The 24982-nt window shown below is 35.9% G+C and carries 23 protein-coding genes, 1 pseudogene and 2 other annotated features; of the genes and pseudogenes, 19 read left to right on the top strand and 5 right to left on the bottom strand.

The window, feature by feature from the left end; translation table 11 throughout:
* Window positions 1–41: 41 nt before the first annotated feature.
* From NSQ08_RS07565 to NSQ08_RS07575, 3 genes are all read left to right on the top strand, one after another.
* On the top strand, window positions 42–854 hold the full coding sequence (locus NSQ08_RS07565; RefSeq protein ID WP_340773125.1) for a polyphosphate kinase 2 family protein: 813 nt from the start codon (window positions 42–44) through the stop codon (window positions 852–854).
* A 531-nt stretch (window positions 855–1385) separates the two neighbouring features.
* Window positions 1386–1721, top strand: coding sequence for a YrdB family protein (locus NSQ08_RS07570; RefSeq protein ID WP_340773127.1), 336 nt, complete (start codon window positions 1386–1388; stop codon window positions 1719–1721).
* Window positions 1722–1875: 154 nt separating this feature from the next.
* Window positions 1876–3144, top strand: a complete 1269-nt coding sequence (locus tag NSQ08_RS07575; protein WP_340773129.1) for an MFS transporter — start codon at window positions 1876–1878, stop codon at window positions 3142–3144.
* 232 nt (window positions 3145–3376) lie between these two features.
* On the opposite strand, the pseudogene NSQ08_RS07585 reads toward NSQ08_RS07575, so the two are convergent.
* Window positions 3377–3454: pseudogene (locus tag NSQ08_RS07585) on the bottom strand (3-oxoacyl-ACP synthase); the annotation flags it as partial.
* Between the two features lie 181 nt (window positions 3455–3635).
* On the opposite strand from NSQ08_RS07585, the gene NSQ08_RS07590 reads away from it, so the two are divergent.
* The 7 genes from NSQ08_RS07590 (at window position 3636) to NSQ08_RS07620 (ending at window position 11438) form a co-directional block, all read left to right on the top strand.
* Window positions 3636–4190, top strand: coding sequence for a cobalamin biosynthesis protein CbiN (locus NSQ08_RS07590; protein WP_340773131.1), 555 nt, complete (start codon window positions 3636–3638; stop codon window positions 4188–4190).
* A 480-nt stretch (window positions 4191–4670) separates the two neighbouring features.
* Complete coding sequence (gene hflX, locus NSQ08_RS07595; RefSeq protein WP_340773134.1) at window positions 4671–5930, top strand: GTPase HflX; 1260 nt, start codon at window positions 4671–4673, stop codon at window positions 5928–5930.
* A gap of 577 nt (window positions 5931–6507) precedes the next feature.
* The gene (locus NSQ08_RS07600) at window positions 6508–7587 is read left to right on the top strand and encodes a transposase (protein WP_340773136.1); all 1080 of its coding nucleotides are present in this window, start codon (window positions 6508–6510) and stop codon (window positions 7585–7587) included.
* A 203-nt stretch (window positions 7588–7790) separates the two neighbouring features.
* On the top strand, window positions 7791–9002 hold the full coding sequence (locus NSQ08_RS07605; protein WP_002012170.1) for an MFS transporter: 1212 nt from the start codon (window positions 7791–7793) through the stop codon (window positions 9000–9002).
* A 10-nt stretch (window positions 9003–9012) separates the two neighbouring features.
* On the top strand, window positions 9013–9930 hold the full coding sequence (cysK, locus tag NSQ08_RS07610; protein ID WP_340773139.1) for a cysteine synthase A: 918 nt from the start codon (window positions 9013–9015) through the stop codon (window positions 9928–9930).
* Window positions 9931–10007: 77 nt separating this feature from the next.
* Entirely contained in the window at window positions 10008–10520 is a 513-nt protein-coding gene (locus NSQ08_RS07615) for a GNAT family N-acetyltransferase (RefSeq protein ID WP_340773141.1), read from the top strand.
* A gap of 93 nt (window positions 10521–10613) precedes the next feature.
* Window positions 10614–11438: a DUF4037 domain-containing protein gene (locus tag NSQ08_RS07620; protein ID WP_340773144.1), complete on the top strand. Its 825-nt coding sequence runs from the start codon at window positions 10614–10616 to the stop codon at window positions 11436–11438.
* Between the two features lie 41 nt (window positions 11439–11479).
* Here the strand turns inward: NSQ08_RS07620 and NSQ08_RS07625 are convergent, their stop codons facing one another.
* Window positions 11480–13114, bottom strand: coding sequence for a putative polysaccharide biosynthesis protein (locus NSQ08_RS07625; protein ID WP_340773147.1), 1635 nt, complete (start codon window positions 13112–13114; stop codon window positions 11480–11482).
* 220 nt (window positions 13115–13334) lie between these two features.
* Window positions 13335–13557 (top strand) — a binding site (T-box leader).
* Window positions 13558–13861: 304 nt separating this feature from the next.
* On the opposite strand from NSQ08_RS07625, the gene NSQ08_RS07630 reads away from it, so the two are divergent.
* Entirely contained in the window at window positions 13862–15205 is a 1344-nt protein-coding gene (locus NSQ08_RS07630; protein WP_061675714.1) for a sodium-dependent transporter, read from the top strand.
* A gap of 38 nt (window positions 15206–15243) precedes the next feature.
* Here NSQ08_RS07630 and NSQ08_RS07635 read toward each other — a convergent pair whose 3' ends face one another.
* Window positions 15244–15948 carry a polysaccharide deacetylase family protein gene (locus tag NSQ08_RS07635; RefSeq protein ID WP_340773152.1) on the bottom strand — a complete coding sequence of 235 codons (705 nt, stop codon included), beginning with the start codon at window positions 15946–15948 and terminating at the stop codon, window positions 15244–15246.
* Window positions 15949–16274: 326 nt separating this feature from the next.
* On the opposite strand from NSQ08_RS07635, the gene NSQ08_RS07640 reads away from it, so the two are divergent.
* From NSQ08_RS07640 to NSQ08_RS07660, 5 genes are all read left to right on the top strand, one after another.
* Window positions 16275–16538: a CD3324 family protein gene (locus NSQ08_RS07640; protein WP_002012161.1), complete on the top strand. Its 264-nt coding sequence runs from the start codon at window positions 16275–16277 to the stop codon at window positions 16536–16538.
* Between the two features lie 155 nt (window positions 16539–16693).
* Window positions 16694–17380, top strand: a complete 687-nt coding sequence (locus NSQ08_RS07645; protein WP_002135596.1) for a DUF421 domain-containing protein — start codon at window positions 16694–16696, stop codon at window positions 17378–17380.
* Between the two features lie 110 nt (window positions 17381–17490).
* Window positions 17491–18132: a FusB/FusC family EF-G-binding protein gene (locus NSQ08_RS07650; protein WP_340773164.1), complete on the top strand. Its 642-nt coding sequence runs from the start codon at window positions 17491–17493 to the stop codon at window positions 18130–18132.
* A 164-nt stretch (window positions 18133–18296) separates the two neighbouring features.
* Window positions 18297–19193 carry an RCC1 domain-containing protein gene (locus tag NSQ08_RS07655; protein WP_340773166.1) on the top strand — a complete coding sequence of 299 codons (897 nt, stop codon included), beginning with the start codon at window positions 18297–18299 and terminating at the stop codon, window positions 19191–19193.
* A gap of 204 nt (window positions 19194–19397) precedes the next feature.
* A complete protein-coding gene (locus NSQ08_RS07660; RefSeq protein WP_002141267.1) occupies window positions 19398–19598 on the top strand; it encodes a hypothetical protein in 201 nt (66 codons plus the stop codon).
* 166 nt (window positions 19599–19764) lie between these two features.
* On the opposite strand, the gene msrA is transcribed toward NSQ08_RS07660, so the two are convergent.
* Both msrA and NSQ08_RS07670 read right to left on the bottom strand, forming a co-directional pair.
* Entirely contained in the window at window positions 19765–20298 is a 534-nt protein-coding gene (gene msrA, locus NSQ08_RS07665; protein WP_340773171.1) for a peptide-methionine (S)-S-oxide reductase MsrA, read from the bottom strand.
* A 90-nt stretch (window positions 20299–20388) separates the two neighbouring features.
* The gene (locus NSQ08_RS07670) at window positions 20389–21147 is read right to left on the bottom strand and encodes an SDR family oxidoreductase (protein WP_002135605.1); all 759 of its coding nucleotides are present in this window, start codon (window positions 21145–21147) and stop codon (window positions 20389–20391) included.
* 570 nt (window positions 21148–21717) lie between these two features.
* Window positions 21718–21956, top strand: a binding site (T-box leader).
* Window positions 21957–22107: 151 nt separating this feature from the next.
* Here NSQ08_RS07670 and ilvE point away from each other — a divergent pair.
* The 3 genes from ilvE to NSQ08_RS07685 are packed head-to-tail and all read left to right on the top strand — an operon-like array spanning window position 22108 to window position 24972.
* Window positions 22108–23007: a branched-chain-amino-acid transaminase gene (gene ilvE, locus NSQ08_RS07675; RefSeq protein WP_340773175.1), complete on the top strand. Its 900-nt coding sequence runs from the start codon at window positions 22108–22110 to the stop codon at window positions 23005–23007.
* Between the two features lie 22 nt (window positions 23008–23029).
* Entirely contained in the window at window positions 23030–24745 is a 1716-nt protein-coding gene (gene ilvB / locus NSQ08_RS07680; protein WP_340773179.1) for an acetolactate synthase large subunit, read from the top strand.
* Window positions 24742–24972: an ACT domain-containing protein gene (locus NSQ08_RS07685; RefSeq protein ID WP_002126787.1), complete on the top strand. Its 231-nt coding sequence runs from the start codon at window positions 24742–24744 to the stop codon at window positions 24970–24972. Before ilvB ends, NSQ08_RS07685 begins: the two co-directional genes overlap by 4 nt.
* Window positions 24973–24982 lie beyond the last annotated feature (10 nt).

The raw sequence follows: 24982 nt of genomic DNA on the forward strand, positions 1-24982 counted from the left end.
TGTTAAAATAACATTGTCATATAACAAGGGGGATTCGTTTGATGGAAAAAGAGCATCTTGCTAAAGTAGATTTAACGAAAAAAATTGAATCAAAATCTAAGTACAATAAAAAACTCGAAAAATATCAAATGCGCTTATTGGCACTACAGCAAATTTTAAAAGAAGAAAAAATAGCTGTTATGCTTGTTATGGAAGGTTGGGATGCAGCAGGAAAAGGCGGAGCGATTAAGCGAGTGACGGAACACCTTGATCCACGTGGGTTTCAAGTAAATCCAATTGGCGCGCCTGCTCCTCATGAAAAACGGTATCATTATTTGCAACGTTTTTGGCGGAAACTTCCTCAGTGCGGGCAAATTACTATATTCGACCGTTCATGGTATGGGCGTGTATTAGTTGAACGTGTTGAAGGTTTTGCTACAAAAGAAGAGTGGACGAGAGCGTATGGTGAAATTAATGATTTCGAAAAACTATTAACTGATGATCATTACATAATAGGAAAGTTTTTCTATCATATTAGTAAAGACGAACAGTTAAAGAGATTTACAGAAAGAGAGAACAACCCTCTTAAAAGATGGAAAATTACAGACGAAGACTGGCGTAATCGTGAAAAATGGGATGAGTATGTCGAAGCAATGGAAGACATGTTTGAAAATACAAATAAGCCGAATGCAAAATGGCATATTATCGCGAGTAATGATAAATTATACGCCCGTTTGAAAACATTGAAAGTAATTATTTCATTGATTGAGGATTATTTCTTAGAGCATAATATAGAATTACCTTCTTATTATAATGAAATAAAAGAAGGAAAGAAAAAGAAAATTGAATCTGTGCAAGATGCAGGAGTCAAATAGTAAAAAGGTTTGTATAGGAAATATGAAGGGAAGCTGTCTTGTAATTTGGTTTTACCAAATTACAAGACAGCTTTTTAGTTGGAAGTATTTTATATATTTATATAAAGCGAGTGTACCAATTATTTTAGTTTGTGCTGTAGTAAGTTTGTTGTTTTAGGAAGGGGAAGCTTTAAGAAAGAGTAGTAGGGGAATAGGCTAAATATGAATCGCATTTTAATTATGGAACGTTAGCTGTCAAAAAAATTTATAGAGTTATTTTGGGAACTCCTCGGTAATGGGCGAAACGTAAACCGTGGAGTTCTTTATTTTGTGATTATAGGCATATGTATCACTGTCATTAAGTATTTGCTTTCATTCATTATCCGTCAAGATCAAGTTTTCGAAGTTTAGAAAGATAAACTGAATAATATTAATAAGATGTATAATTGTTTTTTACATGTCATGAATGGGCACGTATCAAGTTCAAATAACGGATGCATAATATTATTTTCATAGGATTTTAAATATATTTTTCAAAGGGGTGTTCTTTAAATGTTTATAAAACCTATAAATTTAGCGATTCGATTTTTTCTAGAATTATGTGCTCTTGCATCACTATGTTACTCGGGCTTTCAATTTTGGGAAAGTGTATATGTGAAATTTATTTTTGGAATTGGCTCACCACTACTTTTTGCGACAATATGGGGGATTTTCATTGCACCTAAAGCATCATTAAAACTGCCAGAACCATATAGGTTTATGTTGGAAATCATATTGTTTGGAGTTACCTCACTTGCTCTATATGTTGTTGATCAAATAACCTTAGCTATTATTCTTGGAATGGTATTTGTAATAAATCACACTTTAATCATTATTTGGAAACAATAATTTTTTTGCTAAGTTTCTTCACGAAAGGAACTTAGCATTATTTAAGGTGTAGGAGTAACGAAATATGGATAAATTTAAGCGCTTTAAATTTTGGGATTTTGTTGTTTTATAGTACATTAACAAGAGATATTAGTTTCATAGGGAGGGTGAGGAAATGATAGATACAGCAGATGTTTTAATAAGTAAGCGTATGTATACAGAAGAAGAGCAACAAAAATTATATAAACGAACGTTAATAATCGTAAGTATTTCACAAATGTTTGGCGGAGCGGGGTTAGCTGCTGGTATTACAGTAGGTGCACTTCTTGCACAGCAAATGCTTGGGACGGATGCGTATGCAGGATTACCGGCTGCTATGTTTACAATGGGATCTGCGGTAGCGGCTTTCTTTGTTGGGAAGTTATCGCAAAAATATGGTCGCCGAATAGGACTTGCAACAGGGTTTATAGTAGGAGGACTAGGAGCTATTGGAGTTGTATTGGCTGCGTTAACAAATAGTATTATTCTATTACTAGTTTCTTTACTCATATATGGTGCGGGTACAGCGACGAATCTACAAGCTCGTTATGCTGGCACCGATTTAGCAGATAAGAAACAACGAGCAACTGCTATTAGTATTACGATGGTTATGACGACTTTTGGTGCGGTAGCTGGTCCAAATTTAGTAGGCGTAATGGGAGATTTTGCCCATTCAATTGGAATTCCTAACCTTGCTGGTCCGTTCATATTATCAGCAGCGGCATTTATACTTGCGGGTCTTGTACTTTTTGTTATGCTTCGTCCAGATCCGTTAATTATTGCTAACATAATAGAAACATATAAACAAGAACATACATATAAAGGGCAACCAGTAACAGAAGAAATGATAGAAAATAAACGTGGTGTTACTGTTGGAGCAATCGTAATGATACTTACTCAAATAGTGATGGTTGCGATTATGACGATGACGCCAGTTCATATGGGGCATCATGGTCATGGTTTAAGTGCAATAGGGCTTGTAATTGGTTTTCATGTAGGTGCAATGTATCTTCCGTCTCTCGTTACAGGAATGTTAATTGATAAAATCGGCCGAACTACGATGAGTATAGCTGGTGGAGTAATTTTACTAGCGGCGGGTGTCATAGCTGCGATAGCGCCGAGTGATTCTTTACTATTATTAATTGTTGCTCTGTCTTTACTTGGGTTAGGGTGGAACCTCGGTTTAATAAGTGGTACAGCTCAAATTGTTGATGCAACTATACCTTCTACACGTGCAAAAACACAAGGGAAAATAGATGTATTTGTTGCGTTAGCTGGAGCTTCTGGTGGAGCGATGTCAGGTATGGTAGTAGCTAATTCAAGTTATGAGGCATTATCATTAGCGGGAGGGGCTGTAGCCTTACTGCTTATTCCAGTTGTGATATGGTCTCGGACAGGTAAATAAAATTCAGATAAAAGAAGCGGCGTTCAAAGGGAGATAATCAATCTTTGAATGCCGCTTTTTTGTGATCAACTAATAGTCTAACTGGAATCGTTGATATAATTTCATTTACCGTAACGTTAGTTGTATAAAAGGAAATTTCAGTTTAAATCCCACTCCACAATAAGCCCTAAATGCATACATCCATCGCCAAATCCCTACAGTAAAAGTGTATCTCCATTATTTAATTTTCCTTCTTTTCTAAATCGTTATTAGATAATATTTGATCTGGAACATAAGTACCAATTGCAGTAATACGAGATTGAGAATTCATAAGAACATCTCCTAACTTATTTTTTATAATCTGATACTAATATTAGATCGTAAAAATATTGATAAAGATTTTCTGTTTAATAAAATTAATATATTTTAATAAACGGAAAGGGATTTGAGGAGTGATATCCAAATAATATACGGAAAGCTTCTAAACTTGATAATGAAGGGGTTTGAGATTCTTGAAAAGAATCGTATATGTATTGTCTCTTGTTTTAATTTGTAGCTTTACTTATTTTATTTTACCAGAGAAATCTTATGCTTGTGATTGTACTAAAGCATCACCAGAAGAGAGGTTACAACAAAATGATGTAGTGTTTGAAGGTAAGGTATTAGAAGTTCAAGAGAAGGACGGAAGAATGAAAACATTATTTGAAGTGAAGAAAATTTGGAAAGGGACAAGTTCTTCGCAAATTATTATATATACAAGCAGTAGTGGTAGTTGTGCGTTTCGTTTTGCAGAGGGAGGAGAGTACCTAGTGTTCACTTCTCATAGAGGAGAAGTGAAACTGTTGGAGACATCTAGCTGCAGTGGAACGAAGAGATTAGATGAGGCAGAGATAGAGAAAATGGCTTTACGTCATATTGCAAAAGAGTCTGTTCCGACGAAGAAAGTGGATTTAAAAGATGAAATGGTAAGCGGTTTAAGTTGGTGGCAAGTAACTATCATTTCTATAGGTGTGTTATTGTTAATTGCTGTTGTTATTTTTATTGTGAGAAGAACTCGCAAAAAATGACGATTAAAGTAAAAATATAAAGATTTTCTTTCGGTTTCTATAGGTGGTTTAATCTTGTGAAAGCGAATTACTTATGCTACACTTTATGTAACTTAAAATGAACGGAGGGGCTTCCTTTGATCTTAATCAGATTACGTCTCAATACTTTGTGCCGATAATTGAATAGCGCTCAAAGGCTCTGTCTGTGTACAGAGTGAACGGGATTGGTCTGCCTATTTTAAAGGAACCCTTTATTAAGCTTATATGTGAAAAAGAGGGAGGGACGAATACGCCCTCTTTTTGTTTTGCCTTTATAAATAGAATGGGATAGTATAGGTGAACACTTGTTGGATACGTATACTATCTTGGGACTTTTTGACCATGTATAGGACGAAAGCACTGCTTTCTTCTATTTCTTTGGTGAACCCTTATCCGTTTACAAAAACACAGGCAGTGACCTGTGTTTTTTATTTTGCGTAATCGAAATGGAGGAATAAATATATGGAAGAATTATTACAAAGAGCAATATTAGTTGGAGTAAATTTAGGTAAGGAAGCTGATTTTGCATATTCGATGGAAGAGTTAGCAAGTCTTACGGAAGCTTGTGATGTGGAAGTAATCGGCCAAGTGACGCAAAATTTACAACGAGTAAATCCGTCGCATTATATTGGAAAAGGGAAGATTGAAGAAGTAGCAGCGTATGTGAAAGAAGCAGATGCAAATATGGTCATCTTTAATGACGAATTATCTCCTTCACAAATTCGAAATTTAGAAGAGGATTTAGATTGTAAAGTAATTGATCGTACCATTTTAATTTTGGATATTTTTGCGCAGCGTGCGAAAACGAAAGAAGCGCAGTTGCAAGTAGAAGTGGCCCATCTTCAGTACATGATGCCTCGCTTAATCGGTCTTCGTGAATCGTTAGGAAGACAGAGCGGGGGAGTTGGCACGAAAAATAAAGGTGTCGGTGAGAAGAAGTTGGAATTAGACCGTCGTAAAATTGAAGAACAAATTGCAGCTCTAAATAAAGAATTAGAGGCACTTGTTGCACAGCGTCAAACGCAGCGTAAACAACGTAAGAAAAATGAAATGCCAGTTGTATCATTAGTAGGATATACGAATGCAGGTAAATCAACGATAATGAATACAATGCTTGAAATTTTTAATGGTACTGTAGAAAAACAAGTATTTGAAAAAGATATGTTATTTGCGACGTTAGAGACATCTGTACGAAATATTGATTTGCCGGATAATAAATCATTTTTATTAACGGATACTGTTGGATTTGTAAGTAAATTACCGCATCATCTTGTGAAAGCATTCCGTTCAACGCTAGAGGAAGTGGCGGAAGCAGATTTACTTATTCACGTTGTAGATTACTCAAATCCCAATTATGAGCAATTAATTGATATTACAAATGAAACGTTAAAGAAAATTGGCGTGGAAAATATCCCGACGATTTATGCATATAACAAATCAGATTTGGTAGATGTTGAAATTCCGAAAGTGCAAGAAGATCGCGTTTATCTATCTGCGAAGAAACATGTTGGAATTAAAGAGCTTGTAGAAGTAGTTCGCTCACACATTTATAAAGAGTATACGACGTGTGAAATGTTAATTCCGTATGATCAAGGGCAGGTAGTTTCGTATTTCAACAATCATGCACACGTTTTATCTACGAGTTATGAAAACGAAGGTACGAAAATGGCACTAGAATGTAAGACGAGTGATTATGAGAAATATAAGCGTTTTTCTATTTAATAAAAAAAGGCGATCCTAATATGTTTTAGGATCGTCTTTTTCTTCATAATTGCAAGCCTTCCTTTCGTCCTGCCTTAGTATAAAAGAAAATACAAAGAGTTCATATGAATACATCCGACAAAGCACATAGAAAAAATATATTTTTTTAGAAGTTGAATTTCTGGAAAAAGAAATGAAACCAGTATAGAATAGAAATGTTTCAAAACTCAGAATTTATTCTGATTAAAGTCTAAATTTATTGCAGCCCTTTCCGAACGAGAAAGCCCATCGCCTTTAGGCATGGGATGAAAGTGAGGTTGGATACGGAGTGCCACTGAAAATCGCAAGGTTCGTGGTACTTTAAGTATCCAAAGTATAGGTAGTTTCTTCGAGTCTTTTTGTTGTAATTTTTCGAAAGTAAATGATACATTGTAACTAGAATCAACGATGATAGAAGTACGTTTCAAAGTGTTTGAGAGGAAAATCTCCTCACCTCATGTAGTTGTAAAGTTTATGGACACGTTCTTATTTTGTTTCTATTGCTAGAAATGTATCAAATGAACGATGTTGAAAATCAAAAAACAAGGGGATGAAACGTATGTCACAGACCCTAACAGTGAAAGTGAAATTGATTCCAACAAAAGAGCAAATCCGTTTATTAGAACAAAGTAGTCACGAATATATCAAAGTTATAAATACACTTGTATCAGAAATGGTTAAAGCAAAGAAAAGTACGAAAAAAAGCACAAAAGATATCGAAGCAAATATTCCAAGTACGGTGAAGAATCAAGCAATCAAAGACGCGAAAAGTTTGTTTGCTACAAAAGTAAAGAAAAGCAATTATAAAATCATTCCGATTTTAAAGAGGCCTGTTTGTATATGGAACAATCAAAATTATTTGTTTGACGCCACTCATATTTCAATTCCGTTTAAGGTAAATGGAAAGTCGACTCGTGTAAAAATCCGAGCTTTATTAAGCGATAAAAACAATCGCAATCTGAATCTATTAAAACATAAATTAGGCACACTTCGCATCACAAAGAAATCGAATAAGTGGATAGCCCAAATATCTGTCACACTTCCTACAAATAAAAGGACAGGAACGAAAATTTTAGGAGTAGACTTAGGTCTCAAGGTCCCCGCAGTAGCAATCACAGAGGATGATAAGATTCGTTTTTTTGGAAATGGTAGGCAAAACAAATGTAAGAAGCGTAAGTTTCGGTGTATTCGTAAGAAATTAGGAAAAGCCAAAAAAGTGAATGCTATTCGGCGATTGGATGATAAAGAACAAAGATGGATGCAAGATAAAGATCATAAAATAAGTCGTGAAATCATTAATTTTGCGATTGCAAATCATATTTCTGTCATTCGATTAGAACAATTAACGAATATAAGACAGACGGCAAGAACAAGCCGTAAAAACGAAAAAAACCTACACACTTGGTCATTCTATCGTTTGTCAAAATTTATTGAATATAAAGCGATATTAGCTGATATTCAGGTTGAATATGTGAATCCAGCTTATACAAGTCAAAGCTGTCCGAAATGCGCTGAAAAGAACAGGGCACAAGACAGAAAGTACAAGTGTCAATGTGGGTTTGAGACACACCGTGACATCGTTGGGGCGATGAATATTCGCTACGCAACTGTGATTGATGGTAACAGTCAATCAGCCTAAGCACCTATATGGTCTGGTTTAGGAGGGGCAATGAGATGCCCTCATCTTGAAGGCTGTTCAAAACAGAAATGGACTGCGAACGTTTAGTCATTCAAGAATCCCACCCGTAATTCCGTAAGGATTCGGGCTTGCGACTTTAGTCGTGGGAGTCTCAAACTAACTGTAATAAATATATATTTTGTACAGGAAGGAGAAATACACATATGCAGGCAGTTTCACAAAAAAATACAGTAGAAACACCGACGATATATCGAATATTATTTGCGATTAGTTTCGGACATTTTTTGAATGATTCGATGCAAGCAGTTGTGCCAGCGTTGTTTCCTATTTTGGAAAAAACGATGAATTTATCCTATATGCAAGTAGGGTGGATTGCGTTTGCGTTAAATATGACGTCATCGATTATGCAGCCGGTTTTTGGGATGTATTCAGATAAGAAGCCGTCACCATTTTTATTACCGCTCGGTATGTTTTCGAGTATGCTTGGGATGATTGGACTCGCATTTGCACCGAACTTTATAGTTGTTATTATTTCTGTTTTATTTATTGGATTAGGTTCCGCGGTCTTTCATCCGGAGGGCGCTCGTGTTGCTTACATGGCAGCCGGTGCAAAACGAGGTTTAGCACAAGCGATTTATCAAGTGGGGGGAAATACAGGGAATTCTCTAGCACCTATTTTTACAGCATTAATTTTCGTTCCGCTCGGTCAAATTGGTTCTTTAGGTTTTACAGCCTTTGCAGCAGTTGGAATTGTATTACTAATTTTCGTATCAAATTGGTATAAAAATGAATTAGCCACTGGTGCTGTAAGAAGGAAAAAGAGGGCTGCACTTGAGGCTGAAAATGCGATTGTAAGTACGCACATTAAATTTGTTATTATACTTCTTGTTTTTCTAACATTCGTACGTTCTTGGTACGGTGCTGGTATCGGGAATTTCTATCAATTTTATTTAATAGAGCATTACGGTTTATCTATAAAAAATGCACAGTATTTCGTCTTCGCTTTTATGATTGCTGGTGTATTAGGTACTTTCTTTGGTGGTCCGCTAGCGGATCGATTCGGTAAGAAAAAGATTATTGTCTTTTCGATGCTCGGTTCAGCGCCGCTTGCACTATTGTTACCTCACGTTTCTCTTATGTGGGTTGTACCGTTATTTTTATGCATTGGATTTATTAGCTCTAGTAGTTTTAGTGTAATCGTTGTATATGCTCAAGAACTTGTTCCAGGGAAAGTTGGAATGGTGTCAGGATTAATTGTCGGTCTTGCGTTTGGTCTTGGAGCATTAGGTGCTGTAGTCCTTGGGAAATTAGCTGATATGTATAGTCTTCAATTTATTATGCTATTATGTAGTGGTTTACCATTAATTGGACTTACTTCATTGTTACTGCCAAATGATAAGAAAACGATAGAATAGGGGATGCGCTATGAAAGTATGTGAAAACGTTACAGAATTAATAGGAAATACACCTGTCGTTCGATTATCTAAATTTATTCCAGAGGACGCAGCGGATGTGTATGTAAAACTGGAAATGTTTAATCCGTCACGCAGTGTGAAAGATCGTGCTGCCTATAACTTAATTCATATTGCCGAGGAACACGGCCTCATTAAGCCGGGTGATACAATTATTGAACCGACAAGTGGAAATACAGGAATTGGCTTAGCGATGAATGCAGCTGCTAAAGGATATAAAGCTATTTTAATTATGCCAGATAATATGTCCAAAGAGCGTATTAATTTATTGAAAGCATACGGAGCAGAAGTAGTTTTAACACCAGCAGAACAAAGAATGCCAGGAGCAATTGCGAAGGCGGTAGAGTTACAAAAAGAAATTCCAAATAGTTTTATTCCGCAGCAATTTGAAAACCCAGCAAATCCGAATATTCATCGTTATACGACTGCACTTGAAATTTATGAACAAATGGATGGAGAACTTGATGCATTTGTAGCAACCGCAGGAACAGGCGGAACAATTACAGGGACCGGTGAAACGTTAAAAGAGAAACTACCAAACTTATATATTGCCGTAGTAGAACCGAAAGGATCACCAGTGTTATCTGGTGGTGTTCCAGGCCCTCATAAACTAGTCGGAACAAGCCCAGGGTTTATTCCCAAAAACTTAAATACAGAAGTGTATAACGAAATTATGCAAATTGCAGATGAAGAGGCATTAACTACAATGAGGAACTTGGCAAGACAAGAAGGATTACTAGTAGGGCCATCTTCAGGAGCTTCTGTTTACGCCGCAATAATGATAGCGAAGCGTTTAGGTGCTGGTAAAAAGGTTTTATGTATTGCACCTGATACAGGGGAACGTTATTTGAGTATGGGATTATTTGAATGAAAATGATAGAAACCCCTTAATGGTGAAATAGAGCTATTAAGGGGTTTGTTGTAGGTTATTAAGAGAGGGGAAGCGCAATGAAACTATTAAAACCAACAAATGAATATAGTGAACAAATTATGGAATATCGGGAGGTGTTTTTACATGCTGATGAACAACCACACGGTAGTAGTTCTCTACAAAATTTTGCTTCTCTTGATAAATGGTTTGAAAAAGTGAGTATACAAGAAGTAGGAGAAAACTTACAAGCAAATCGAGTGCCATCTAGTCAGTTTTTAAGTTTTGAAAAAGGAGAACTTATCGGTTTTGTGAATATTAGACATCGATTAAATCCAGAATTATTGCTGGAAAGCGGTCATATCGGTTATAGTATCCATCCGAATAAACGTCGCCTAGGTTACGCGACAAAACAATTGAAACTTGCATTAAGTGAAGCGCAAAGGTTAGGGTTGAAGAAAGTGTTAATAACTTGTGATAAAGCTAATATTGGTTCGGCTAAAACGATTCAAAAGGTTGGCGGTGTGCTAGAAAATGAAGTAGTTTCTTCTAATTCTGGCGAAATTGTTCAGCGTTATTGGGTAGAAATATGATTTAGTGGAAATTTGAAAAGGTAATATAATGTTTAATATCGAAATAGATAAATGAAAAGTAAGGGGAGTACTGCAGTTTTAGGGGGAAATGCAATGGGATTAAAAGAGAAAGCGATAGAGATGTCGGAGATTTATAGGCAAAACCAGAAAGTCGAAGCTATTATTTTAGCAGGCTCTGTAGCGAGAAAGTTAGAAGATGAACATTCAGATATTGAATTACATATTTTATGGTCAGAACCACCAGAGGATGAAGAGCGTCTAGGTCCAATTAATAATATTGGTGGAACGATTTTGTCATATCATCCTTACGAGGACGAAGAATGGTCGGAAACGTATTTGACGAAAGAAGGAATTAAACTAGAGATTAGTAACTTTTTAACATTGACAGTAGAAAAAATTATTTCAGAAGTTATAGAGCAGTATGATATAAATTATGAGAAACAATGTATTGTATCATCGGTTCATGATGGTGTGAGTTTGTATGGAGAAGTAAAAGTACATGCTCTAAAAGATAGAGTTGAAGCATTTCCAGAAGAACTGGCGAAAAGGATGATTTCAGAAAACCTTTGGTTAAGCAATCGTTGGCATAATCGAGAGGCGCTTTTAAAACGAAAAGACTGGCTTATGCTTTATGATGTTATTTGTGAAGTACAAAGGGATTTATTCGGTGTTTTATTCGGTTTGAATAGAATGTACGTGCACCATCCTGCGTTTAAATGGATGCCATATAATGTGGGACGAATGAGTATTAAACCTGAAAATTTATATGAGCGTATGGCGAATACGTTGATAGGGAAACCGGAGTATAGTGTACAGGAGTTAGAAGTGCTAATTGAAGAGGTATTACATTTAGTAGAACAATATGCTCCGGAGTTAAATATCGCTGAACAACAAAAGCGTATTCAATATGCGAAATAAAAAAACAAGAGATGTAACAATGAGTTACATCTCTTGTTTTTTTATTTTACTAACTTTCCTAGTATAGGTAATCGTTGAATCCTATCACCGAGAATATGCGAAGCAAGTCCACTCGTTAATACGAATAAAAGATAAACAAGTCCTCCTGCTGTGGCGCATATAAACACAATGATCAGTGATTCTATATAAGATTGTCCAGGAATAATCCAGCTTATAATTGCTCTTAATGCAATTACAACAGCAGACATTGCTGCGGAGTAAATCGTAATAAGAAATACTGTTTTTGCTGTTTCGCCAATTTTAAATTTCGCAAACTTAACGATGCAGTACAACATAATAATATTTGAAACGAGATATCCAAGAATTGTTCCAAGTACAGCACCATGTCCACCGAATAAATGTAAGAGCGGTGTGTTCACCACAATTTTAACGAGAATACCGGCTGAGAATGCGATCATTGTTTTTCTTTGATAATCAATTCCTTGTAATATAGCGGCTGAAACTGTGAAAATTGCACTTAATACAGCAGAAGGTGCAAATGAAATTAAATATTGTGATCCACCAAGTGCAATTTCAGGATTTACATAAACCATGCGGAATGCATCGTAAGCGATACTAGCAAGACCGAATGCGGCTGGGATAGTGAAGAATAACAACACTTGAAATATCTTTGAAATTTGTCCTTGTAATTCATCTAGCTTCCCGCTTGTAAATGATTTCGTTATAGCCGGAATAATTGTTAATGAGAATCCAGTTGCAAGTGAAGCCGGAATCATAATTAACTTTTGGGCATAGTTCGTTATATAAGCGAAAACTGCATTCGCAGTTTCTAAAGGTTCTCCCATTGCTCTAAGGACATCAGCTACGGTATATTGATCTACTAACGTATAGAGCGGGATTGCAATGCCTACAAATACAATTGGAATTGCATAACGTAGTAATTCCATATAAATACTTCTTAACGGAATGTTTGATGATCTCGTTTTCAGCTCACCTTCAGGAGGTTTTAATCCATTATATTTTTTCCAGTACATCATTAAAATAGAGACGCTTGCAAGTGCCCCGATAACAGCACCAAATGTAGCAACTGCAACAGAAGAAGCTACTGAACCTCCTAATAGTTTTGAGACGATAAAACTACCAACTAAAATGAAAACGACACGTGCGATTTGTTCTACGACTTGAGAAACAGCACTTGGTTTCATATGTTGAAAACCTTGGAAATAACCACGTGTAACACTCATAGCTGGTACGATAATAAGCGCGAAGCTTAATGCTCGCATTGTAAGTGTTACGTCTGCGATAAATTGTGGATCTGGTGTTTTCGAGCGAATAATAAATTGTGATATGTACGGTGCTCCAATAAATAAAGTTAAAAATCCTAAAAAGCCCATAAACATCATTAATTTTACGCTCGAGTTATACAATTTTTTACTTGTACTATAATCACCAAGTGCATTATGTTTTGCAACAAATTTTGAGACGGCAATAGGAATACCAGCTGTTGAAAAGCTTAATAAAATACCGTACCAAGAGTATGCGTATCCATATAAAGCGACCCCTTGCGTTCCAACTAATAATTGAAAGGGGAAAAAGTATATAAAACCTAAAATTCGTGAAATCATTGTTGCACCACTTAATAAAGCGGTACCTTTTAAAACTTTTGAAGTAGACAAAATTCTTTCCTCCTACTCGTGCTGTCTTGCATTTATCGTATACTACTATAAACCTGCTAGAGAAGTTAATACAGTATAAACCATAAATGTTCTAATACTATTCATACAAAAGTCATATTTTGAATCTTTAAATAGAATGTAATGCATAAAATTTTAAAATATAAGTTGACACTATTTTTAATGTATGATAAAAATGATAGTAATCAATTCGGAAAATAATATTTGGGCAATGAAAGGGTATAGTAGTGAATATCTCCCTATTTCAGAGAGCTGATGGTTGGTGTGAATCAGTATATAGATTATTCATGAAGTTCGTCCTGGAGCATCTTTCATAAATCTCACATTATGAGGAAATGAAAGACGGTAGTTTATACCGTTATCAAATAAAGTGGTGAAGATTGTTTCACAACTAGGGTGGTACCGCGATATTTATCGTCCCTACGTATTTACGTAGGGACGTTTTTTATTTAGGTCCTAATTTTGGTGTGGCTTCATAACTAGGGTGGTACCGCGATATTTTATCGTCCCTACGTATTTGCGTAGGGACGTTTTTTATTTAGGTCCTAACTTTGGTGTATCTTCACAACTAGGGTGGTACCGCGATATTTTTGTCGTCCCTACGTATTTACGTAGGGACGTTTTTTATTAGGGAGGAAGTGAACGTATTAGAAAAGAGTATGGATAGAACAATATAAATACCGGATTGTAAAACAGAAAAAGATAAAGATAAAGAGAGGAGATTAACAAATGAATTCACAGCAATGGACATCGAAATTAGGTTTCGTATTAGCTGCAGCAGGTTCAGCGATTGGTCTTGGAGCGATTTGGAAGTTCCCGTATATGGCCGGAATTGGAGGAGGCGGCGCGTTCTTCCTTATTTTCATCGGTTTCACATTATTAATTGGTTTACCGCTATTATTAGCTGAATTCGTTATCGGAAGAAGTACACAAAAAGAGGCCGTTGAGGCGTATAGCGAAATCGCACCAAAAACACTATGGCCTTGGTTAGGTAAATTAGGGATTGTAACTTGTTTCATACTACTTTCTTTCTACAGTGTTGTAGGGGGATGGATTTTACTATATTTATGGAATGCAATTACAGGTAGACTATGGGAAGGAAATGGGGCATACGAAGCTACGTTTGGTGAAATCATTTCCAATCCATATTTAGCAGTTGGATCACAGCTATTATTCATCCTTATTACTATTTTTATCGTAAGTAAAGGTGTACAAAATGGTGTTGAAAAAGTAAATAAATATTTCATGCCAGCATTATTCGTATTATTCTTTGTACTAATTGTTCGTGCACTTACTTTAGACGGTGCTGGAGAAGGAGTTCGATTCTTCTTACAACCTGATTTCTCAAACGTAACGTCAGAAATCATTTTATATGCAATGGGGCAATCGTTCTTCTCGCTATCCGTCGGTGTAGCCGTTATGGTAACGTATAGCTCGTACTTACCGAAAGAAGAAAGTTTACCGCGTTCAGCATTTTCTATCGTAGCTTTAACGCTTGTGATTACATTACTTGCAGGACTAGCAATTTTCCCAGTTGTATTCGCATTTGGAATGGAACCATCTCAAGGACCTGGACTATTATTTATCGTACTGCCAGCTATTTTCAGTAAAATGGCGTTCGGAAAATTATTCTTCATTGTTTTCTTATTACTATTCTTCTTTGCTACTATTACATCAGCAATTTCGATGTTAGAAATTAGTGTTGCGTCTTTAACAACTAAAGGTAAAAGTAAAGGGAAACGTGAAAAAATGGCATTAATTGTTGGCTTGTTAATCTTTGTTGTAGGGGTTCCATCAGCCTTATCGTTCGGTTTGTTAAGTGATGTGAAACCATTTGGGAAAACAATTTTTGATTTAGCAGACTATGCGGTTAGTAACATACTAATGCCACTTGGTGTTTTATTAGTTTCCATCTTTGTCCCTTTAAAAATGAAGAAAGATGTATTAATGAAAGAGCTTGGTGTAAGTAAAAATAAAGGCTATAAACTATTCGTATTATGGTTATTCTTACTTCGCTATATTGCACCAATTGCGATTATTATCGTATTCCTAAATGTGCTTGGAATTATATAAAAGAAAGGTAGCGTATCGAGATATGATACGCTACCTTTTTATTTTGCTCTTTTTTGTAATTCGTTTACTGTTACGAACTGATAGCCCTTCTTAGATAAAGAGTCTAAAATACCTTCAATGGTCTGTAAATTTTCATTAGACTCATCATACATAGAGTGTAATAAAATGATAGAACCTGGTTTTACATTTTTACTAACATATTCAATTTTATCAGCTGTAGATGTATAAAAAGTATCAGGTTCAAAGTCCCATGTGATTGTTTCGATATTGTTTTTATTTAAATAATAGGGCAGCCCAATTAGCTTTTTACCGTTAGGTGGTCTAAAATCAATTTTATCTGTATATCCTGTTTGACGGATTATCGAGTTCGTTTTTTCTATTTCTTCTTTAATAAAAGAAGGAGTTTTGAAAACCATTCTGTTATGAGAGTATGTATGGTTTCCAATTTGGTGTCCAGATTGTACGATATCTTCTCCTAACGATAGGTTTTTCTCTAGTTCGTTTCCGATTAAAAAGAAAGTAGCTTTTGCATTGTATCGATCTAGTAGCGGTAATATTTGTTTTACATTGTTAGTAGGACCATCATCAAAAGTTAAAGCAATCACTTTTTCATTTGTTTCTACTCGGTTTGTTAAACCTCCAAACAATTGAAAACTTCTTGCGTTCATCAATTTGTATGTTCCGAATAATGCTACAGTAATAATGAATAATGTAACGATTGTAATGATAATATTCTTTTTCATAACGCAACCTCACTATACTTTTGGATTGGACTAAAAAGTATTATATCAAACTAAGTAACTTCGTGCTTTAAAAAGGATGTGGATGCAAGGGGAAGAAATTTATCATATAATAAAATGCAAAAGGTATATTAGGAGGTGTTTATATGGCGATTATAATTCAATTGCCAGACACTGCAGCGTCTCATGCAAAGCCAAGTATGGAAATGGCGATACTTTGCGTGGGGTAGACAAGTAATATACAATCGCCTAAATGAGCTCGTATCATTTTTTATATTTGGCTTTGCACCTTATTGAAATGAACCATAAAAAATAAGGGGCGAGCAGAAATGAAATACGTTAAAGCTGCGACGGTTTTACCAGAAAGTTTAATTGCTGAAATTCAAAAGTATATACAAGGTGAAACAATTTACATTCCAAAACAAGAAACAAAACATTATAAATGGGGTACACAATCTGGAGGAAGAAAACAACTAGATGAAAGAAACAAAGCTATTAAAGAAGCGTTTAAAAGTGGAATTTCCATTCATCAACTTGCGGAGGAGCATTTTCTTTCCGGAGAAACGATTAAAAAGATTGTGTATTCTAAATGAAAATAAAAGAGTCTAGTTCAATTATTAAATTGAACTAGACTCTTTTTGTTTTGTATCTATTGGATATGAATGGGCAAGATAATAGAAAAAATGTGCCGGCTTTTTACTAAATAGAATATAGAGCATTTGAGTGAAAAGCAGAAAGGTGAGCATATATGAATCATCTAGGACAAATAACGATAGAACTATTTTTTGGTTTTTTTGTGCTATTGATTGCTACTAAAATATTAGGGAAGACACAAATATCTCAGTTAACGCCATTTGATTTTATTTCTGCCATAGTTCTCGGAGAATTAGTAGGAAATACTATATATGATCCGGAAATAAAAGTATGGTCTATTTTATATGCAGTACTTGTATGGGTAGTGTTAATTTATACAATAGAAGTGATAACGCAAAAATTTAGAGGGACGAGAAGTTTTTTTGAAGGCTCTCCGTCAATCATTATCCGTAATGGATATATTGACCGGGAACAACTAAGTTCAAATCATTTGGATATTAATCAACTACAACAAATGCTAAGACAACAAAAAGATATATTTTCAATCCGAGAAGTTGAATATATGATTTTGGAACCTAATGGAAACATAAGTGTTCTGAAGAAAAGCAAATATGAATCTCCTACTAGAAATGATTTAAGTTTAAAACATAAACCTGTATACTTACCGATTTCATTAATTAGTGATGGAAAAGTAGTGAAAGATAATTTGAGGGAAGCAGGTTTTGATGAAGGATGGCTTTATAAACAAATAAAGCAAAAAGGGATTACTAAATTTGAAGATGTATTATATGCAGAATGGAAAACAGATGATGGTTTCTTTTGTCAGGAAATGCCTCGGTAGAACATAGTCAGAGTATGTAATGTTCATTTCTAAGTTATCTTTTACATATCAAAAAGCTGAATCATTGTATACAATAAGACTAGATCAACAATTTGTATGGAGTGATAAAGATGGAAGCTTTTATTAGAAGTGATCAATATAATTTTATAAAATCACAAGCTTATATTTTAGCAAATGGGCACGCAACGGCAAATGATAGAAGTGTAATTCAAGCGTTAAAATCACTTGCGATTGAAAAAATAATACATGTATTTGAAAATTTAACAGATGAACAGAAAGAGTTAATTGATACGGTATTAACAGTTCAAAATAGAGAAGATGCAGAATCGTTTTTACTGAAAATAAATCCGTATGTCATTCCGTTTCAGGAAGTTACAGCGCAAACATTAAAAAAATTATTTCCTAAAGCGAAAAAATTAAAACTTCCTGATATGGAAGAACTGGACATGAAAGAATTATCTTATTTAAGCTGGATTGATAAAGGGTCAAGCAGGAAATTTATTATAGCGAAAAATGATAAAAATAAGTTTGTTGGTCTGCAAGGAACGTTCCAAAGTTTAAATAAAAAGAGCATTTGTTCATTATGTCATGGACATGAAGAATTAGGGATGTTTTTAGTTGAAATTAAAGGTGATGTACAAGGAACTTTCGTTAAAAAGGGAAACTATATTTGTAAAGATGGTGTAGCTTGTAATCAGAATATGAAATCTCTTGATAAATTGAATGATTTTATTGAACGATTGAAGAAATAAAGAAAAAACCTCTAGTATTTAAACTGGAGGTTTTTATTTTTTGAAGAAGTAGTAATAGGCTTCTTTTATAGCTGTAAATTTATAAAAAAAGTCGGGTCATTTATAATGAAATTAGATAAAAATATCTATTTGGATACAGTTGCTTATTTTGAAGGAGGTAAAACATGAATTACATTTCACCGAAAGAAGAGATATTAAAAATGAAACGATGGCCTAAAGATACGATAGCGGCGGGGCGTGGTCATACTGTTGGTCTTAAATCGGATGGCACAGCGGTAGCAGTGGGGCGAAATAAAGAAGGAGAATGCAATGTAAGCAGCTGGTGTGATATTGAAGCAGTCGCAGCGGGTAATGTTCATATGGCGACGAACACGGGTAATGCACATACAATCGGTCTTGCATGTGACAGTACTGTGGTAGCTGTGGGTTGGAATAAGCATGAACAATGTGATGTAAATGATTGGCATAATGTTGTAGCGGTTGCGGCAGGGTGGCGTCGTACTATTGGTCTTAAACCGGATGGAACGGTAATAGCGGTGGGGCGAAATAAAGAAGAAGAATGCAATATAAGCGGCTGGAGAGATATTGTGGCGGTCACGGCGGGTGACTGGCATACAGTCGGTCTTAAATTGGACGGAACTGTGACGACTGTGGGTAATAATCGATTTGGCCAATGCAATGTAAGTAGCTGGCGTGATATTGTGGCGATAGCGGCGGGATATCTTCATACAGTTGGTATTACATCTGACGGTATGGTGACGGCTGTGGGTAATAATAAACGGGGGCAATGTGATGTAAGCGATTGGCGCGATATTGTAGCGATAGCGGCAGGGAGTAATCATACAATCGGTCTGGAATCGGATGGTACTGTAGTAGCAATGGGTTCAAATGAGTATGGTCAATGTAATGTAAGCGATTGGCGCGATATTGTAGCGATAGCGGCGGGGTGTGCACATACCGTCGGCCTTACATCTGATGGCACGGTGGTAGCAGTAGGTGATAATACATACGGTCAATGCGATGTAGGTAGCTGGCGTAACATCCGATTGCCTGGCAAATAGTTAATTCACAACAAATCACTAGTAATATTATTCTAGTTTAGGAGTAATTATGGAATAGGATATGTAGATAAGAATCCCTTTTTAAAAGAGGTTCTTATTCTTTTTCCATAAAATGAGTGTCTAAATGGAATTTTTGAACAAACTTTATTTCAAAGCTACAGTAGAAAGTATAAATTACAAATAAAGCATAGGAGAGCTGAAGAAATGCTTAAAAAGTTTTTGCTTTCTTTACCGGATGTTTTACTTGTATGCATTGTTATCTACATAACATACACAACTACTCTTAGTTTTGTACAGATGTTAGTAATTTCAATTGCAATCGGAATCGTCGGTGGTTTTGTTATAAGAATTTGTAAGGATGTATTCACGTATATAAGGTGGACAATTAAACAGAGGAAATCTTGAATACGTTGTATTGCTATTAGGTGGAGAGGAAATGACTAAGAAAAAGAGTAGAGTGAAAAATGAAATAGCACTTTGGACATTAACAGCGGTTGTTCTCATCATTGTATGGTACTTTTTTCAAAGATAAAAATGCATCGTACTTAAAAGGTACGATGCATTTTTATTATTATTTTTGCCAATTTTCTTTTATAAAGTCTTCACGGCCAGATTCTTTTTGCTCGTTAGCATATTTCTCTGGATTCTTTTTATAGAAATGTTGGTGGTACTCTTCTGCTTCATAAAAAGGTGCAACAGGAAGAATTTCAGTCACAATAGGATCTTTAAATATACCGCTTTCTGCTAGCGTTTGCTTCGATTTTTCTGCAAGCTCTTTTTGTGTTTCATTATGATAAAAAATTGCTGTGCGGTAAGAGGGACCACGGTCAAAAAATTGTCCGCCATCATCAGTCGGATCGATTTGTGGCCAATATAAATTTAGTAATTTTTGATACGGGAAAATAGAAGGATCGAATGTGATTTGAACGACTTCTAAATGGCCAGATGTTCCAGCTTTTACTTGTTCATATGTTGGATTTTCTATATGACCACCTGCATAGCCAGAAAGTACTTTATGAATACCAGGAAGTTCATCAAATGGTTTTACCATGCACCAAAAGCAACCACCTGCGAAGGTTGCGAGTTCGTATGTTTTTTCGGACATTGCTGTAATCCTCCTAAATGTATATGTTTTATATAGTATTATATAAATTGTTTTATTGCGCAATAAAAAAGATTTGAAAATATATGTTTTTTATAAACAAGATCCTCCGCTAACATCAATTAATTGTCCAGTAACCCAGCGGCTGTCTGGAGAAGCAAGAAAAGCAGCAGTATCGGCAATATCTTCTACTTGACCTAAGCGATTGAAGGCGGAAATAGTAGTAGCGTACTGTTTCATCATTGGATCGCTCAATAGTTCTGCGTTCATATCTGTTTTAATAAAGCCTGGAAGTATTGCATTTACTGTTATTCCTCGTGCTCCGAGTTGTTTTGCAAGCGTGAAAGTCATCGTGTTAATTGCACCTTTCGTCATACTATATGCAACGAAATCAGGCAAAGAAATGCGGGTGGCAGCTGATGAAATATTAATAATTCGGCTATTATCACGTAAACGTGGTAGTGCTTGTTGAATGATAAAGAATGGTGCTTTTGCATTTACTGAAACCATTCTATCAAAAAATTGTTCAGTCGTTTCTTCAATAAAAGCACCAGGACCGATTCCAGCGTTGTTTATTAAAATATCAAATTGTGTTCCACCAGTTCTTTTTTGTAATTCGTTATCTAAAGAAATATACAGGTTGTCTACACCGTGTAAAGATTCAAGATTTGCACCGATAGAAAAAGCTAATCCGCCATTTGATTGAATTTCATGAACAGTTTCTTCAGCATCTTCTTTTCGATTTCCATAATGAACAGCAACTAATGCACCGTCGTTTGCTAACCGTTTTGCGATAGCACGTCCAATTCCTCGGCTTGCTCCTGTAACTAATGCTATTTTTCCTTTTAACATAGTTTTCTCATCTCCTCATAAATTTTATATGTTTTTAAGTTGTTTTTCTTTATGTAGTAATGCGAACATACTTAAGTAATATATGAGTATGTGTAAGAGGTTCATTCCGATTTTGTTTTGAGAAAAAATAAATAGATTTCTAGTGAATAGAATGAATTTTAATTTTTTTCTAAAAACATGTTGACAATGAAAAGAACCGCGTCCTATAATACGTGTAACAAATAAAAGTGAATTAAGAATTTTCTAACTTTATATGTTGTATATGCAAAGAAGAGGAAAGTAGATGATTATGGTCGTTTCAGAGAGCTACTCCTAGGCTGCGAGAGTAGTAGCAATCGAATCATTGAAGATCACCTCGGAGCATCGCTTGCGAAAGGGAAACTGAGTAGAGGGCGGCGGCATCGTCTCCGGTAAAAGGACGGAGGTCTGATTGGACCTATGAAGCTTATATTTCGTGAGAAGTATAAGGAAGCTGAGTGGTAACGCGAAACTCTCGCCTCAGCAATCAAAGCTACTAATTTGTAGTAGTTGATTGCTGAGGCGAGAGTTTTTATTTTAAAAATAGAATAAAAGAATGCGAGGAAGAGGAGAGTAAATGATAAAGATTGTTTCAGAGAGCCGCCCAAAGGCTGTGAGGGTGGTAACAATTGAATCATTGAAAATCACCTCGGAGCACTGCTTTTGAAGTTAGTAAAAAGTAGCGGAGTTGTTTCCGATAGAAAAACAAAAGTCTAATTGGACTTGCAGAGCTTATATTTCGTGAGAAGTGTAAGGAAGCTGAGTGGTACCACGAGTCTCTCGTCGCAGCAATGGATTGCTACAAGTGTGTAAGTAATCGATTGTTGAGACGAGTATATTTTTAAGATTAGTATACTGAATATTCTGTTAAAAATACTCATCTCAGCAATCGATATAGAAATAGATTGCAAAAACAGAGATAAAACAGAGGAGCGATGTGAGATGGGAAACCAGTACATTTATATGAATGGGGAATTTGTAGAGAAAGAAAAGGCAGTTGTTTCAGTATATGATCACGGTTTTTTATACGGAGACGGTGTATTTGAAGGGATTCGTAGTTACGGAGGAAATGTATTTTGTTTAAAAGAACATGTGAAACGATTATATGAATCGGCGAAATCTATTTTACTTACAATTCCAATGACGGTAGATGAAATGGAAGAAGCAGTTTTACAAACATTGCAAAAAAATGAATACACGGATGCCTACATTCGATTAATTGTTTCAAGAGGAAAAGGTGACTTAGGGCTCGATCCGAGAAGCTGTGTGAAACCGAGCGTAATTATCATTGCAGAACAATTAAAGTTATTCCCTCAGGAATTTTATGATAATGGACTAAGCGTTGTGTCTGTTGCATCAAGACGTAATACGCCAGACGCATTAGACCCACGCATTAAGTCAATGAACTATTTAAATAACGTGCTTGTAAAAATTGAAGCGGCACAAGCGGGAGTGCTAGAGGCTCTTATGTTAAATCAACAAGGATATGTTTGTGAAGGGTCTGGAGATAATGTTTTCATTGTGAAAGATGGAAAAGTGTTAACACCTCCTTCGTACTTAGGGGCGCTAGAAGGTATTACGAGAAATAGTGTGATTGAGTTATGTGAGCGTCTAAGTATTCCGTGTGAGGAAAGGCCATTTACTCGCCATGACGTATATGTAGCAGATGAAGTGTTTTTAACAGGAACTGCAGCGGAACTAATTCCTGTAGTGAAAGTAGATTCAAGAGAAATTGGAGATGGAAAACCAGGAGATGTAACAAAAAGATTAACCGAAGAATTTAAAAAATTAACGAGAGAAAGAGGAGTACGTGTTCCAGGATTGGTGGAAAGTTTAGCGTAAATAGGGAGAGGAGTTAATTAAAATGGAGGAACAGTATACAGCATGTGATGAACTGCAGAGTGAAGAAGCTACAGGTGCTGGACACGTTATTCAATGTTTGAAGAAATTAGGTGTAACGACCGTTTTCGGTTATCCAGGCGGAGCGATTTTACCAATATACGATGCGTTATACGAAAGTGGTTTAAAGCACGTGTTAACTCGTCATGAACAAGCTGCAATTCATGCAGCGGAAGGATATGCGAGAGCTTCTGGAAAGGTTGGGGTAGTCTTTGCTACCTCTGGCCCAGGGGCGACGAATTTAGTTACGGGTTTAGCAGATGCTTATATGGATTCGATTCCTTTAGTTGTCATTACAGGGCAAGTTGCAACGCCTTTAATTGGTAAAGACGGATTTCAAGAAGCGGATGTTGTCGGAATTACAGTACCTGTTACGAAGCATAATTACCAAGTTCGTGATGTAAATCATTTATCACGAACTGTGCAAGAAGCTTTTTACATCGCCAAAAGCGGGCGACCGGGACCGGTATTAATCGATATTCCAAAAGATGTTCAAAATGCAAATGTAACATGTTTCTTTAATGAAGAAGTGGAGATTCCAGGATATAAACCAGAACCTTTGTCAGACAGTTTGAAACTGAGGGAGGTAGCAAAATCAATTTCAAAAGCAAAACGCCCACTCCTTTATATCGGGGGAGGCGTCATTCATTCAGGCGGATCTGAAGAACTCATCAAGTTTGCGAGGGAGAATCGTATTCCAGTCGTTTCAACTTTAATGGGACTGGGTGCATATCCGCCGGGAGATCCGTTGTTTTTAGGAATGCTCGGTATGCATGGAACGTACGCTGCAAATATGGCAGTAACAGAATGTGACTTATTACTGGCGTTAGGTGTTCGTTTCGATGATCGTGTAACAGGAAAATTAGAACTTTTTTCTCCCCATTCGAAAAAAGTACATATTGATATTGATCCTTCTGAGTTCCATAAAAATGTAACTGTAGAGCATCCGATTGTTGGTGATGTGAAAAAGGCGCTATATATGCTATTACATATGTCTATTTATTCACAAACAGATGAATGGCTTCAGAAAGTGAAGAAATGGCAAGAAGAATATCCACTTTCATATAAGCAAAAAGAATTTGAGTTAAAACCACAGCATGTTATCAACTTAGTAAGTGAATTAACGAATGGTGAAGCGATTGTCACGACAGAGGTAGGACAGCATCAAATGTGGGCTGCTCACTTTTATAAAGCGAGAAAACCACGGACTTTCCTAACATCAGGGGGATTAGGGACGATGGGATTTGGTTTTCCAGCAGCAATTGGTGCTCAGCTTGCAAAAGAAGAAGAACTTGTCATCTGTATTGCTGGTGATGCTTCTTTCCAAATGAACATTCAAGAGCTGCAAACAATTGCTGAAAATAATATTCCTGTCAAAGTATTCATCATAAACAACAAATTTTTAGGAATGGTAAGGCAATGGCAAGAAATGTTTTATGAAAACCGTTTGTCGGAATCGAGAATTGGGTCACCAGATTTTGTGAAAGTAGCAGAAGCTTATGGTGTAAAAGGGCTAAGAGCAATAAATTCGTTTGAGGCGAAAAAGGTAATGTTAGAAGCATTTTCTCATGAAGGTCCTGTCGTAGTTGACTTTTGTGTAGAAGAAGGTGAGAACGTCTTTCCGATGGTTCCGCCAAACAAAGGGAATAACGAAATGATTATGAAGAGGTGGGAAGAATGAGTCATACTTTTTCATTAGTTATTCATAACGATCCGAGCGTCTTATTACGTATAAGTGGAATTTTTGCTCGGCGTGGTTATTATATTTCTTCTTTAAGCTTAAACGAAAGAGATACAAGTGGTGTTTCTGAAGTGAAACTAACAGCAGTTTGTACTGAAAATGAAGCAACGTTACTTGTCAGTCAGTTGAAAAAATTAATCAATGTACTGCAAGTAAATAAATTATAAGGAGTGTATG

Source organism: Bacillus sp. FSL E2-8887 (assembly GCF_038007205.1).
GTDB lineage: Bacteria > Bacillota > Bacilli > Bacillales > Bacillaceae_G > Bacillus_A > Bacillus_A mycoides.